Origin of the sequence: Streptomyces sp. NPDC048257, from assembly GCF_043201855.1 — a bacterium.
Classification (GTDB): Bacteria; Actinomycetota; Actinomycetes; order Streptomycetales; family Streptomycetaceae; genus Streptomyces.
In genome coordinates this window covers 86,588-99,619 of record NZ_JBICZI010000016.1, presented here as the reverse complement: position 1 = coordinate 99,619, position 13,032 = coordinate 86,588, and the positions used below count along the sequence as shown (strand labels likewise).

Below are 13,032 nucleotides of genomic sequence, written 5' to 3'. Positions count from 1 at the left end.
GCCAACCTGTAGTAGTCCATAACTGTCCGTCAAGATTTGATACCCCAGCCTGAGCAGCAATGAGTGCTTCTGTCGAGGGGCGGCGGATGCTCATGGACAAGGATCTGACAACTTGTAATGCGTAGGTCGTCGGTTCGAATCCGACAGGGGGCCCCACCGGAACCCCGGCTCAGGTACCTGAGCCGGGGTTTTCGCGTTCTCGTGGCCGGTGGGCCCCGCGGTCAGTGGCGGCCCGAGATGCGGTCGGCCAGGCGGGCCAGCGGGGTGGTCGTCGGGCGGTGGGTGGCGGTCTCGCGGCGGTCCGCCTCGCGGTAGGCGGCGTAGAGGGCCTGGACGCCGAGCCAGCGGAAGGGCTCCGGCTCCCAGCGGCGGACGCGGTGGTTCACCCACGGGAGGGCGGTCAGCTCGGTGGACTCGCCGAGGACCAGGTCGCGCAGGGTGCGGGCCGCGAGGTTGGCGGTGGCGACGCCCGAGCCGACGTAGCCGCCGGCCCAGCCCAGGCCCGAGGTGCGGTCCAGGGTGACGGTGGCGCACCAGTCGCGGGGTACGCCGAGGACGCCCGACCAGGCGTGGGTGATCTCCGTACCCGTGAGCTGCGGGAAGAAGGCGGTCAGGAGGGTGGTCAGGGCGGAGACGGTGGCCGGCTGGGTGCGGCCGTCGTTGTCGGTGCGGGAGCCGAAGCGGTACGGGACCCCGCGGCCGCCGATCGCGATGCGGTCGTCGGCGGTGCGCTGGGCGTACATGTACGCGTGGGCCATGTCGCCCAGGAGCGTGCTGTCCGACCAGCCCAGCCGGTCCCAGGTCGAGGGCGGGAGGGGGGCGGTCACGATCATCGAGGAGTTCATCGGGAGCCAGGAGCGCCGCTGGCCCTTGAGGGAGGCGGTGAAGCCCTCGGTGCAGCGCAGCACGTAGGGGGCGCGGACCGTGCCGTACGGGGTGACGGCCCGGCGCGGGGCGATCTCGGTGACGGGCGTGGACTCGTGGATGACCACCCCGAGGGCCTCGACGGCGGCGGCCAGGCCCTTGACCAGCTTCAGGGGGTGGATGCGGGCGCCGTGCGGGCTCCAGCTGGAGCCGACGGCGTCGGCGATGTCGATGCGGGCGCGGGTGGCGGCGGCGTCGTGGAGTTCGCGGTCGGTCTCGCCGAAGGCGAGCTCGTGGGCGTGGAAGGCCTTCAGGCGGCCGAGCTGGGCGGGGGTGCGGGCGACTTCGAGGACGCCGCCGCGGTGGATGTCGGCGTCGATGCGCTCCTTGGCGGCGACGTCGATGACCTCGGTGACGGTCTCGTTCATGGCGTGCTGGAGGCGGCGGGCGGCCTGGTGGCCGTGGAGGGCGGCGTAGCGGTCGCGGCCGGCGATGCCGTTGTAGAGCCAGCCGCCGTTGCGGCCGGAGGCGCCGTAGCCGCAGAACTTCTGTTCCAGGACGGTGATGCGGAGGTCGGGGGCGGCGCGCTTCAGGTAATAGGCCGTCCACAGGCCGGTGTAGCCGCCGCCGACGATGACGACGTCGGCCGTGGTGTCGGTGGTGAGGGGTGCGCGGGGTGGGGCGTCCGGGGTGTTTCGCGCGTTTCGCGTGGTCGCGTACCAGAAGGAAATGCCGCCGTTGATCGTCATGGGGGAGTTGGTACACCCCGGTCGGGAAGGCTGTCCACGGACGGGATGTCGTGCGTGTGGGCCGTGCGGCAGACGGGATGACTGGTGCGGGGCCCGGTGTGCCGGGTGCTGGCCGGACCGCGCGCCTCAATCGCCGGCGGGGCCGGTTGCCCTGCGGGCTGCTTGGCCGGGGCCGGTGTGCCGGGCTCTGCCCGGACCCGCGCCTCAATCGCCGGCGGGGCTGGGGGTGGTGCGGGCCCGTTGGTGGGGGTCGGTGCGTGGGGACGGGGCGGGGTGTCTCCTCGGCTCGGCGCGTGCGGGCTCTTCTCGGTTGTGCAGGGTGGTTGCGCGCTCGTCCTGCGGGGACACCCCGCCCCGTCCCCACTCCCCTCACGCCGTCGAAGCCCGGCCCCACCCTTTGAGCCCCGCCGGCGTTTGAGGCGGCCCGTCTGGGGAGGGGGAGGTCGCCGCACACCGCCGGCCCACCCTGGAGGGAAGCCGCAGTGGCTACCGTCGGGGGATGGGTGAGATCGAGGTTCCGGACGGGCGCGCCCGGGAGCCGTGGCTGGCGATCGACCCGAAGCCGCTGGCGGGCGATCCGGGATTCGAGCTGATGCCGGCGATCATCCACAACTTCCGGGCCGAGGACGTGCGGTGGCGGTTCGACCTGCTGACCGAGGCGGCGGGGCTGGACCGGGAGCGGGCGCGGGCCTGGACGCTGGGGCGGGTGCTCCAGAACTGCCTGTGGGACGTGGAGGACGGGGAAGAGCGCCTGGACGAGGACCAGTTGACGGTCGTCGAGGTGCTGCGCCCTCGTTCTAGGCTGCGGGCATGATCCGTAGCGCTGAAGTCACCGACGTCCCCGCCATCCGCGCGATGATCCGCGAGCTCGCGGAGTACGAGAAGGTGCCGCACGAGGCCCGGGCCACCGAGGAGCAGTTGCGGGAGGCGCTGTTCGGGGCGCGCCCGGCGGTGTTCGCGCACGTCGCGGAGACGGAGGACGGGGAGGTCGTCGGCTTCGCGATGTGGTTCCTCTCCTTCTCGACGTGGCGCGGGGTGCACGGGATCTACCTGGAGGACCTGTACGTACGGCCGGGCGTGCGCGGTGGCGGCCACGGCAAGGCACTGCTGCGGGAGCTGGCGCGGACGTGCGTGGAGCGGGGCTACGAGCGGCTGGAGTGGGCGGTGCTGAAGTGGAACGCGCCGACGATCGCCTTCTACGAGGCCTTGGGCGCGCGGCCGCAGGAGGAGTGGTCGGTGTACCGGCTGACCGACGGGGCGCTGGCGGAGCTGGGCTCGTAGCGGGGGCGGGTCAGGGTTCCAGGACGACCTTGCCGGTGGTGGCGCGGGTTTCCAGGGCGTGGTGGGCGGCGGCGGCCTCGGCGAGCGGGTAGCGGGTCAGGGCCGGGCGCAGGCGGCCGGCGGCGGCCTCGGCGAGGGCGCGGGTCTCCAGGACGCGCAGCGGGTCGGGGGCGCCGACCCGCTGGAGCATGGCCGGGCCGAGGACGCCCTGGGTGGTGATGCCGCGGGCGGTGAGGTCGGCGCGCTCGGGGCCGGTGAGGTCGAGGGGGCCGCCGGACCAGCCGAAGACGAGGTGCCGGGCGCCGGGGGCGAGCAGGCCGAGGGCGGTGCGGGCGATTTCGCCGCCGACCGGGTCGAAGAGGAGGGTGGCTCCGCCGGGGTACTGGGCGCGTACGGCGTCGGGCCAGCCGGGGGCGGTGTAGTCGAGGGCGAGGTGGGCGCCGTTGGCGGCGGCGCGGGCGGTCTTGGCGGGGCCGCCGGCGAGGGCGATGACGGTGGCGCCGGCGTTCACCGCGTACTGGACGAGCAGGGTGCCGATGCCGCCCGCGGCGGCGGGCACCAGGGCGACGGAGTCCGGGCCGAGGTCGGCGAACTGGAGGATCCTGAGGGTGGTGCGGCCGGTGCCGATCATGGCGACGGCTTCGGCGGGGTCGAGGCCGGGCGGTACGGCGTGCAGGCGGTCGGCGTCGGCGACGGCGTACTCGGCGTAGCCGCCGGGGACGAAGCCCAGGTGGACGACGACGGAGCGGCCGAGCCAGGTGGGGTCGGTGCCCGGGCCGAGGGCGTCGACGGTGCCGGCGACCTCGCGGCCGGGGACGGTGGGGAGCTCGGGGAGCGGGGCGGGCGGGCCCTGGACGCCCTGGCGGAGGCTGGTGTCGAGGAGGTGCACGCCGGCGGCGGCCACGGCGATGCGGACCTGGCCGGGGGCGGGGACGGGGATGTCCGTGCGCTCGTAGGAGAGGTTCTCGGCGGGGCCGAAGGCGTGCAGGCGGATGGCGCGCATGGTGGTCATGGCGACCACGGTGCGACCTCAAGCGGGGTTGAGGTCAAGGGCGGCCGTTGTCGGCTGTTGTCAGTGGGCTGGTTCACGATGGGGGGATGGTGCGAAAAGGGCAGCAGGCGCAGCAGCAGGTGACGGTGAAGGCGGCGCGGCGGCCGGAGCTGCGGCTGCCGGAGCTGACGGCGTGGGCGGGGGACGGGCTGGAGCCGGACGGGGACTACGACGGGCTGGAGTTCGCGGACCTGGACCTGGCGGGGCAGGAGGGGATCGGGGCCCGGTTCATGGACTGCGCGGTGCGGCGGTGTGCGCTGGACGAGGCGGGGCTGGCGAAGGCGCGGATCCTGGACTCGGTGCTGGAGGGGGTCCGGGGGGTGGGGACTGATTTGTCGGGGGCGTCGCTGCGGGACGTGGAGCTGGTGGACGCGCGGCTGGGCGGCGTGCAGATGCACGGGGCCGTGCTGGAGCGGGTGGTGGTGCGTGCGGGCAAGATCGACTACCTGAACCTGCGGAAGGCGCGGCTCAAGGACGTGGTCTTCGAGGGGTGCGTGCTGGTGGAGCCGGACTTCGCGGGGGCGGTGCTGGAACGGGTGGAATTCCGGGACTGCGGGCTGCGGGGGGTGGACTTCAGCGGGGTCCGGATGGCGGATGTGGATCTGCGCGGGGTCTCCGTGCTGGAGATCGCGCGGGGGGTGGATGCGCTGGCCGGGGCCGTGATCAGTCCTGGGCAGCTGTTCGAGCTGGCTCCGGCGATGGCTGCGCAGCTGGGGGTGCGGGTGGTCTCGTAGCCTGCGGCGCCGTTGCCGGGGCGCTGCCCCGCACCCCGCGTCTCAAATGACGGCGGGGCTGGAGTGGCGGGGCCGGGGGCCGGGGCGTCTCCCGGCACCCCGCGTCTCAAATGACGGCGGGGCTGGAGTGGCGGGGCCGGGGGCCGGGGCGTCTCCCGGCACCCCGCGTCTCAAATGCCGGCGGGGCTGGAGTGGCGGGGCCGGGGGCCGGGGCGTCTCCCGGCACCCCGCGTCTCAAATGACGGCGGGGCTGGAGTGGCGGGGCCGGGGGCCGGGGCGTCTCCCGGCACCCCGCGTCTCAAATGCCGGCGGGCCTGGAGTGGCGGGGCCGGGGGCCGGGGCGTCTCCCGGCACCCCGCGTCTCAAATGACGGCGGGCTGGAGCGGCCGCGCCGGGAGCCGGGTGCGCCGATGGCCAGGCGGGTATGGCGGGTGGTGGGTCTTCACCCGGTCGGGCCAGGTGGAGACGGGCGGCTGCGGCGAATGGCTGAGCACCCGGATATCCGGACGGGCGGTCATCCGAGGAGGTGCCTAACCTCGCAGGCAGCACATCGGTACACGAGGCCTGTGGAGGTGTCATGTCCCATCGCCGTCGCCGCCGCTGGCTGGCGGGCGCCTGCGCCAGTACGGTCGCCGTCGGCCTGCTTGTCATGGGGGGCGTGCTCGGCACACCGCCGCCGCGGGAAGGGTCCGGGGGCGGCGCGGGGCCGGAGGCCGCCGGGGTCGCCGTGGGCGCCTACCTCCACTACGGCTCGCCCGGCGTCGAGCGGATGCGGGAACTCTCGCGCTGGCTCGGCGGTACCGAGCTGCGCGCCGGGCACACCTATCTGCCCGGCGACACCTGGGCGAACATCGAGGGGGCTCCCGACTCCCTGCGCAGCTGGGCACGGTGGCGCAACGAGAGGGCCGATCGGCTGTTCGTCCTGAACGTGCCCATGCAGGAGCGCAACGAGGCCGGTGTCCCCGACGGCCGGGTCGCGGAGCTGATCCGCTCCGGCGCCCAGGGTGCGAACGACCACCACTTCCAGCGGCTGGCCAGGCGACTGGTCGATCTCGGGGTGCCGGACACGGTGATCGTGCTCGGCTGGGAGATGAACGGCTTCAACTACACCCACCGTTGCCGTCCCGACCCCGAGAACTGGAAGACGTACTGGCGGCGCATCGTGGCCGCCATGCGTTCGGTGGAGGGGCAGCGGTTCCGTTTCGACTACGCCCCCAACCGCGGGGGTGACGCGATCGCCTGGACCAGCTGCTATCCCGGCGACGACGTGGTCGACGTCCTCGGTATGGACTCCTACGACCAGGAGCCCGGCCGTACCTTCGACGAGCAGGTCACCCAGCCCTACGGACTCCAGCAGCAGGTCGACTTCGCGAAGGCGCACGGCAAGCGGATCTCGTACCCCGAATGGGGGCTGTTCCGGCACGGCGACAATCCCGAGTACGTGCGGCGCATGCTGGCGTGGTTCGCCGAGCACGAGCCGCTCTACCACAGCATCACCGACTACTGCCCGCACGGCGTGTGGCAGTGCGGGCAGAACCCGCGTTCCACACAGGTGTTCCGGGAGTTCCTGTCCGCCTCGGACGGCGCCTCCTCGGACAGCACCGCCCCCGATCCGGCCCGGTGACCCGCGCCGCCCCTGAAAGAAAGAGACGGCCTACGCCGGGACGCGGGGGAAGCGGGCCTGGAGGGTCCAGATGGCGGGGTTGTCGGCGAGGCCGTCGTGCATGTCGATCAGGTCCGCGATGAGGTCGTGCAGGAAGTCGCGGGCCTCGCGGCGCAGCAGGCGGTGGCTGAAGGTCAGCGGGGCCTCCTCGGCGGGCATCCAGTCGGCCTCGACGTCGACCCAGCCGAAGCGGCGCTCGAAGAGCATCCGGTCCGTGGACTCGGTGAAGTCGAGCTCGGCGTACTGCCGGTTGGCGGAGCGGTTGCCGCGGGGGTCCTTGTCGAGCTGCTCGACGATGTCGCACAGCGCCCAGGCGAAGTCCAGTACGGGCACCCATCCCCAGGCTGTGGACACTTCCCGGTCCGCGTTGGTGTCGGCGAGGTACACGTCCCCGCAGAACAGGTCGTGCCGCAGGGTGTGGACGTCCGCGGAGCGGTAGTCGGTCTGCGGGGGGTCCGGGAAACGCCGGGAGAGGGAGTAGCCGATGTCGAGCACGTAGCCGATGGTGTCACGGGTGCCCGGGGCCGCTCACCTCCGGTGTCAGGGGAGGAGGCGCTGTTCCTTGGCCACCGAGACCGCGCCCGCGCGGGTGTCGACGCCGAGCTTGTCGTAGATGCGGCCCAGGTGGGTCTTGACCGTGGCTTCGCTGATGAACAGGGCGCGGGCGATGTCGCGGTTGCCGAGGCCGCGGGCCAGCTGGCCGAGGATGTCCAGTTCGCGGTCGGTCAGGGTGGGGCGGGCGCCGCGCATGTGGGCCATCACCCGGCTGGCGACCGGGGCGGACAGGGTGGTGCGCCCTTGGGCCGCGGAGTGGATGGCGGCGAAGAGCTCCTCGGGGCGTTCGGCCTTGAGGAGGTAGCCGGTGGCGCCCGCGCCGATCGCCCGGGTGATGTCCGCGTCGGTGTCGTAGGTGGTGAGGACCAGGACGTGCGGGGGCCGGGGGAGCGCCGTGATGCGCCGGGTGGTCTCGACGCCGTCGATGCCCTCGCCCAGCTGGAGGTCCATCAGGACCACGTCGGGGTGGAGCTTGGCGGCGAGGGCGACGGCCTCCTCACCGCTGCCCGCCTCGCCCACGACCTCGATGTCCGGCTCGCTGCCGAGCAGGGCCAGGAGTCCGGCGCGGACCACGACGTGGTCGTCGCAGAGGAGGATCGTCGTCATGGGGCCGGCTCCAGGGGGATGGCCGCGGAGAGGACGGTGCCCTCGCCCGGCGTGGATTCGAGCGTCAGGGTGCCGCCGAGCTGGCGGACGCGGGCCCGCATGGCCGGGAGGCCGTGCCCGCGTTCGGCGGTGTCGGTGCGGGGCTCGGCGAAGCCGTGGCCGTCGTCGGCAATGTCCAGGACGACCTGGTCGCCCAGGAAGCTCAGGGTGAGTGCGGCCGTACGGGCGCCGGAGTGCTCGCGGACGTTGGCCAGTGCGCCCTGGGCTATGCGCAGCAGGGCGGACTGGACGCGGTCCGGGAGCGGGGCCGCCGTGCCTTCGAGGTGGAAGCGGACCTCGATGTCCGGGCCGGCGTCCAGGGAGCGCAGGGCGTCGGCGAGCCCGGCGCCGTCCGCGAGCTCGGCCGGGGCCAGGTCGTGGACGAGCCGGCGGGCCTCGGCGAGGCCGCGTGCGGCGATGCCGGTGGCGGTACGCACGTGCGCGCGGGCGGTGGCCGGGTCGGTGTCCCAGGTGCGGTCGGCGGCCTGGAGCAGCATCTGCTGGCTGGAGAGGTTCTGGGCGAGGGTGTCGTGGATCTCCATCGACAGCCGCTGCCGTTCGGCGAGGGTGCCTTCACGGCGTTCGGTGGCGGCGAGTTCCCGGCGGGTGCGGATCAGGTCGTCGATCAGGGTCCGCTGGGCCTGGGCCTGGCGTTCCATGTGGACGAAGACGGCGGTGGCGAGGGCGGCGACGGCGGGCGGGGCCAGCAGCAGGTTGGGGTCGAAGGACTTGGCCAGCTGGAGCTGGGCGATCACCACGAAGCCGGTGAGGAGGGCCACCAGCACGATCGCGGCGCGCGGCGGGAGGGTGCGCAGGGCGGTGAAGAACAGCGGTACGGCGCACCAGGCGAAGCTCGGCGCGAGGACGACCAGGACCACCCAGGTGGTGACGACCAGGCCGAGCCACAGGAGCCGCCGGGCGGTGGGGGCGGCGCCGAGCGCGGGGCCGAGTACGTAGAGCAGGGCCAGGGTGATGCTGAGGGCGATGATCCACGGGGTGCGGGGTTCGCCGGGGTGACGCAGCAGGAAGCGGACCACGGAGGCGCCGAGGAGCAGGAAGAACGCGGTGTGCGCGACGGTGGCCAGCGTTCGGGTGTCGTCGCGCGGCGGGGCGGGTTGCACGGGGTGCACGGGGTGCTCCTCGGTCCGGGGCATGCGTCCATTGTCGGCTGCGGCGCCGTTGCGGGGGCGCTGCCCCCGGGCCCCCGCGCCTCAATCGCCGGCGGGGCTGGAAGGGCCGGAGGGGCCGGCGGCCTTGGCCAGGAAATACCTCGCCGGGGGCGGTGCGCATCGACCGATCGGATGACCCGGGGGTCCGCCGGTGCGGTGGGCGGGGCGAGCCGGTACGGGGACGGGGTGGCGGGGGGTTCGGGGACAGGCTTGGAGCAGTGAAGGAGCCGGTCCGACCGGCCCGGACCGACCCGATGCCGTCACGTGCCACCGTGCCGTGTGCCACCGTTCTCAGGAGCAGAGATGAACACCCGCACCCGCGTTCTCACCGGTACCGCCCTCGCCGTCGCCCTGGGCGCCGGAGCCCTCGGTGCCGTGAGCGCCAGCGCGACCCCCGCCACCGACACCGCTTCGGCCTCCGTCGCCGCGGCCTCGTCGAAGAAGGACGGACCGAGCGACAAGAACTTCACCACGACGACGCACCTCACCGTGGACGCCGCGACCCGCGCCGCCCAGGCCGCGCTCAAGGCCGCCCAGGCCGAGAACCAGAAGGTGACGGTCGCCGTCGTCGACCGCAACGGCAACACCATCGTCACCCTGCGCGGCGACGGCGCCGGCCCGCAGTCCTACGAGTCGGCGGAGCGCAAGGCCTTCACCGCCGTGTCCTGGAACGCCCCGACCTCGGTGCTCGCGGGCCGCCTCGCCCAGACCCCGAACCTGAAGGACATCCCCGGCACCCTCTTCCTCGGTGGCGGCACCCCGGTCCAGGCCGACGGCGCGCCCGTTGCGGGCATCGGTGTGGCCGGCGCCCCGAGCGGTGACCTGGACGAGAAGTTCGCCAAGGCGGGCGTCGACGCGCTGGGCAGGTAATCCGCGCTGTACTCGCGCGTTTCGACAACGCGGCGAGGTGCCGTGCCGGGCAAGCCGGGCCCGGCCTCATCGGCAGGACGGGCCCTAGGATCGAGTGCGTGGAACACCGTGCTCTCTCCCGCCTCGCCGCCCCTGCCGTTGCCGCCCTGCTCGCCCTCACCACGGGGTGTACGGGGGACACGGTGCAGGGGCGGCCGGGTGCGTCGGGGCTGCGCGATCCGTACTTCCCCCGGGCCGGCAACGGCGGCTACCAGGTCGACCACTACGCGCTGGACCTGGACTACGACCCCGCCGACGGGCAGCTGCACGGTACGGCCGTGATCACCGCCCGCGCCGAGCAGGGACTCAGCTCCTTCAACCTCGACTTCAGCGGTCTGAGCGTCGAAGCGGTGACGGTGCAGGGAGCGGCGGCCCGGTACAACCGGACCGGCAACGAGCTGACCGTGCGCCCGGCCGAGGACCTGAAGAAGGGCGAGGTCTTCCGGACGGAGGTCGATTACAGCGGGAAGCCGAAGCCCCTCGCGGATCCGGACGGTTCCAAGGAGGGCTGGATCACCACCGGGGACGGCGCAGTCGCCGTCGGCGAGCCGGTCGGTTCGATGACCTGGTTCCCCGGCAACCACCACCCCAGCGACAAGGCCGCGTACGACATCACGCTCACCGTCCCGCGCGGCTACGAGGCCGTGTCGAACGGCGAACTGCGCTCCCGTACCGAGGACGGGGACGGGCGCACCGTGTTCGCGTGGCACAGCCCGGAGCCGATGGCGAGCTATCTGGCGACCGCCGTGATCGGGCCGTACAAGGTGACGACCGGGCGGACGCCGTCGGGGGTCGGCCTCTACAGCGCCGTGGCGCCCGGGGAGGCCGCCGCGAGTACGGGGCCGCTCGCGCGGCTGCCGGAGATGGTGGAGTGGGGCAGCGGGCGGTTCGGTCCGTACCCCTTCGCCTCGGCGGGTGCGATCGTGCTGCCCGCCGGGACCCTCGGCTACGCGCTGGAGACGCAGGGCCGGCCGGTCTTCCCCGGTGCGCCCACGTCCCAGGAGCTCGTCGTGCACGAGCTCGCGCACCAGTGGTTCGGCAACTCGGTGTCGCCGAAGTCCTGGAAGGACATGTGGCTCAACGAGGGCTTCGCGACCTACGCGGAGTGGCTGTGGGCCGAGGACCACGACGGGCCCACGGCGCAGGAGCACTTCGAGGCCTTCCTGGCCGGTGACACGGACGTCGACGCGGAGGCCGACTCCGACTGGGACGCCTTTCCGCCGGCCGCCCCGCCCGGGCCCGAGGAGATTTCCGCGCAGCCGGTGTACTACCGCGGCGCGATGGTCCTGCACCGGATCCGTCAGGAGGTGGGCGACGCCACGTTCTTCGCGCTGGTGCGCGGCTGGGCCGCCGATCACCGGCACGGGAACGCGAGTACGGCCGATTTCACCGCCTACGCCGAGGAGAAGACGGGGCACGACCTGAAGAAGGTCTGGGACGTGTGGCTGTACGGGAAGGACCGGCCCGAGTAGGCCGGTCGTCCGCACGACTCGTCACGACTCGTCACGACTCGTCACGGCTCGTCTTACGGGGCTTCGAGCGGCTTGCGCAGCACGGTGCAGTCGCGGCCCAGCTCGCGGTCCTCGGCCTTGCGCAGGGTGCGGTACCCCTGGGACTCCCAGAAGGCGAGGGCCTTGGGGTTGTTGTCCAGTACGGCGATCCGTACGCCCGCGCGTCCGGCGGCGCGGAAGCGGTCCTCGACGAGGGTGGCGACGGCGCGGCCGTATCCCTCGCGGTGCGCGGTGGCGTCGATGAGCAGCAGGCCGATCCACGGGTCCGGGTCGTCGGCGCCGAGCGCCCGGGTGAGCGTGGCGGCCAGGCCGACGAGGCGGCCGGCGGAGCGGGCGAGGAGCACCTCGGCGCCGTCGTGGGCGAGTTCACCGGCGAGCGCGGCGGCGACCTGTTCGACCGTGATGCGGTCCGGGTCGGGGAAGTCCCCGCTGAGTTCGAAGAACGCGTGGTTCGTCGAATAGAGGGCGGCGATCTCGGTGAGGACCGGACCGGGAAGGGCGCCGTCGACGGGGACGAGCGGTTGCAGGATCACCCGTCGAACGGTAGCGAAGCCCCCTCCCCGGACGGCCGGGAGGGGGCTTCACCAGCGCTGGTGTCCTGTCGGGGTCTCAGATACAGACCCCGACGCGGACCCGGTCGCGGACTCAGACGTTGACGCCGAAGTCCTGCGCGATGCCGGTGAGGCCGGAGGCGTAACCCTGGCCGACCGCGCGGAACTTCCACTCGGCGCCGTTGCGGTAGAGCTCGCCGAAGACCATGGCGGTCTCGGTGGCCGCGTCCTCGGAGAGGTCGTAGCGGGCGATCTCGGCGCCGCCGGCCTGGTTCACGACGCGGATGTACGCGTTGCGGACCTGGCCGAAGTTCTGGCTGCGGGCCTCGGCGTCGTAGATGGAGACCGGGAAGACGATCTTGTCCACGTCGGCGGGCAGGCCCGCCAGGTTGACGTTGATGGCCTCGTCGTCGCCCTGGCCCTCGCCGGTGCGGTTGTCACCGGTGTGGACGATGGTCTGGTCCGGGGTGGACTTGTTGTTGAAGAAGACGAAGTGGCCGTCGGAGACGACCTTGCCCGTCGGGTTCACCGCGATTGCCGAAGCGTCGAGGTCGAAGTCGACACCGGTCGTCGTACGGACGTCCCAGCCGAGGCCGACCGTGACGGCAGCGAGGCCGGGGGCCTCCTTCGTGAGCGAGACGTTGCCGCCCTTGGACAGGCTGACAGCCATGGGAATGTCCCTTTCCTCATCCAACATGCACGTACAGGCGGTCAAACTACCGCTGCCCCCTATAACGCGACGAGAGGCCGGTCGGGTTCCCGTCGTGAATTGTCCGTGACGGCGAATCTCCCCGAGCCGGAAACCGAGCCGGAAACCGGGACGGACGCCGGGCCGGAAACCGAGCCGGACGCCGGGCCGGAAACCGGGCCGGTAAATGCGGGTGACGGCGGCGGGGGCGGGGGCGGATCATAGGGGCATGCCTGGTCCCTATGTCATCCGCGGTTCGGTCGTGCTCCCCGAGGGAGAGCTCGCCTGGCGGTTCTCGCGTTCCTCGGGACCCGGCGGTCAGCACGTGAACACCTCGGACTCGCGCGTGGAGCTGCTGTTCGACCTGGCGGCCACCCGGTCGTTGCCCGAGGTGTGGAAGGAGCGGGCCCTGGAGCGGCTCGCGGCGAAGCTGGTGGACGGGGTGGTGACCGTCCGGGCCTCCGAGCACCGCTCGCAGCTGCGCAACCGGGAGATGGCACTGGTCCGGCTGGCCTCGCTGCTGGCCGAGGCGACGGCGCCGCCGCCGAAGCAGCGCCGGGCGACGAAGATCCCGCGCGGGATCAACGAGCGCCGGCTGCGCGAGAAGAAGGCACGGGCCGAGACCAAGCGCGGCCGCACGGCCCGGGACTGGTAGCTCCTGC

Annotated in this window: 13 protein-coding genes and 1 pseudogene; 7 read left to right on the top strand and 7 right to left on the bottom strand. The window is 73.0% G+C overall.

What is annotated here, in order from left to right:
- Nucleotides 1-221: 221 nt before the first annotated feature.
- Nucleotides 222-1,613: an NAD(P)/FAD-dependent oxidoreductase gene (locus tag ACGFZK_RS26315; RefSeq protein ID WP_393851318.1), complete on the bottom strand. Its 1,392-nt coding sequence runs from the start codon at nt 1,611-1,613 to the stop codon at nt 222-224.
- Between the two features lie 532 nt (nt 1,614-2,145).
- Between ACGFZK_RS26315 and ACGFZK_RS26310 the strand changes: the two are divergent.
- Nucleotides 2,146-2,427, top strand: a pseudogene (locus tag ACGFZK_RS26310) (aminoglycoside phosphotransferase family protein); the annotation flags it as partial.
- Nucleotides 2,424-2,894 (top strand): GNAT family N-acetyltransferase, encoded by a 471-nt coding sequence (locus ACGFZK_RS26305; RefSeq protein ID WP_393851317.1) that lies wholly within the window; start codon nt 2,424-2,426, stop codon nt 2,892-2,894. The pseudogene ACGFZK_RS26310 and the gene ACGFZK_RS26305, both read left to right, overlap by 4 nt.
- 10 nt (nt 2,895-2,904) lie before the next feature.
- Here ACGFZK_RS26305 and ACGFZK_RS26300 read toward each other — a convergent pair whose 3' ends face one another.
- Nucleotides 2,905-3,897, bottom strand: coding sequence for a zinc-binding dehydrogenase (locus tag ACGFZK_RS26300; protein ID WP_393851383.1), 993 nt, complete (start codon nt 3,895-3,897; stop codon nt 2,905-2,907).
- 134 nt (nt 3,898-4,031) lie between these two features.
- Here ACGFZK_RS26300 and ACGFZK_RS26295 point away from each other — a divergent pair, with 134 nt between their 5' ends.
- Entirely contained in the window at nt 4,032-4,679 is a 648-nt protein-coding gene (locus ACGFZK_RS26295) for a pentapeptide repeat-containing protein (protein WP_393851382.1), read from the top strand.
- 577 nt (nt 4,680-5,256) lie between these two features.
- Nucleotides 5,257-6,303, top strand: a complete 1,047-nt coding sequence (locus tag ACGFZK_RS26290; protein WP_393851316.1) for a glycoside hydrolase family 26 protein — start codon at nt 5,257-5,259, stop codon at nt 6,301-6,303.
- Nucleotides 6,304-6,333: 30 nt separating this feature from the next.
- Here ACGFZK_RS26290 and ACGFZK_RS26285 read toward each other — a convergent pair whose 3' ends face one another.
- The 3 genes from ACGFZK_RS26285 to ACGFZK_RS26275 are packed head-to-tail and all read right to left on the bottom strand — an operon-like array spanning nt 6,334 to nt 8,696.
- A complete protein-coding gene (locus ACGFZK_RS26285) occupies nt 6,334-6,837 on the bottom strand; it encodes a hypothetical protein (RefSeq protein ID WP_079405330.1) in 504 nt (167 codons plus the stop codon).
- A gap of 45 nt (nt 6,838-6,882) precedes the next feature.
- Nucleotides 6,883-7,503 (bottom strand): response regulator, encoded by a 621-nt coding sequence (locus ACGFZK_RS26280; RefSeq protein WP_393851315.1) that lies wholly within the window; start codon nt 7,501-7,503, stop codon nt 6,883-6,885.
- Entirely contained in the window at nt 7,500-8,696 is a 1,197-nt protein-coding gene (locus ACGFZK_RS26275; RefSeq protein ID WP_393851314.1) for a sensor histidine kinase, read from the bottom strand. Before ACGFZK_RS26275 ends, ACGFZK_RS26280 begins: the two co-directional genes overlap by 4 nt.
- A 318-nt stretch (nt 8,697-9,014) precedes the next feature.
- Between ACGFZK_RS26275 and ACGFZK_RS26270 the strand changes: the two genes are divergently transcribed.
- Together ACGFZK_RS26270 and ACGFZK_RS26265 are read left to right on the top strand one after the other, a co-directional pair.
- Nucleotides 9,015-9,581 (top strand): heme-binding protein, encoded by a 567-nt coding sequence (locus ACGFZK_RS26270; RefSeq protein ID WP_393851313.1) that lies wholly within the window; start codon nt 9,015-9,017, stop codon nt 9,579-9,581.
- A 98-nt stretch (nt 9,582-9,679) separates the two neighbouring features.
- Nucleotides 9,680-11,092 carry a M1 family metallopeptidase gene (locus ACGFZK_RS26265; RefSeq protein ID WP_393851312.1) on the top strand — a complete coding sequence of 471 codons (1,413 nt, stop codon included), beginning with the start codon at nt 9,680-9,682 and terminating at the stop codon, nt 11,090-11,092.
- 53 nt (nt 11,093-11,145) lie between these two features.
- Here the strand turns inward: ACGFZK_RS26265 and ACGFZK_RS26260 are convergent, their stop codons facing one another.
- Together ACGFZK_RS26260 and ACGFZK_RS26255 are read right to left on the bottom strand one after the other, a co-directional pair.
- Complete coding sequence (locus ACGFZK_RS26260; RefSeq protein ID WP_393851311.1) at nt 11,146-11,664, bottom strand: GNAT family N-acetyltransferase; 519 nt, start codon at nt 11,662-11,664, stop codon at nt 11,146-11,148.
- Between the two features lie 112 nt (nt 11,665-11,776).
- The gene (locus ACGFZK_RS26255; protein WP_393851310.1) at nt 11,777-12,352 is read right to left on the bottom strand and encodes a TerD family protein; all 576 of its coding nucleotides are present in this window, start codon (nt 12,350-12,352) and stop codon (nt 11,777-11,779) included.
- Nucleotides 12,353-12,599: 247 nt separating this feature from the next.
- Here ACGFZK_RS26255 and arfB point away from each other — a divergent pair, with 247 nt between their 5' ends.
- Complete coding sequence (gene arfB / locus ACGFZK_RS26250) at nt 12,600-13,025, top strand: alternative ribosome rescue aminoacyl-tRNA hydrolase ArfB (protein ID WP_393851309.1); 426 nt, start codon at nt 12,600-12,602, stop codon at nt 13,023-13,025.
- Nucleotides 13,026-13,032: the final 7 nt, after the last annotated feature.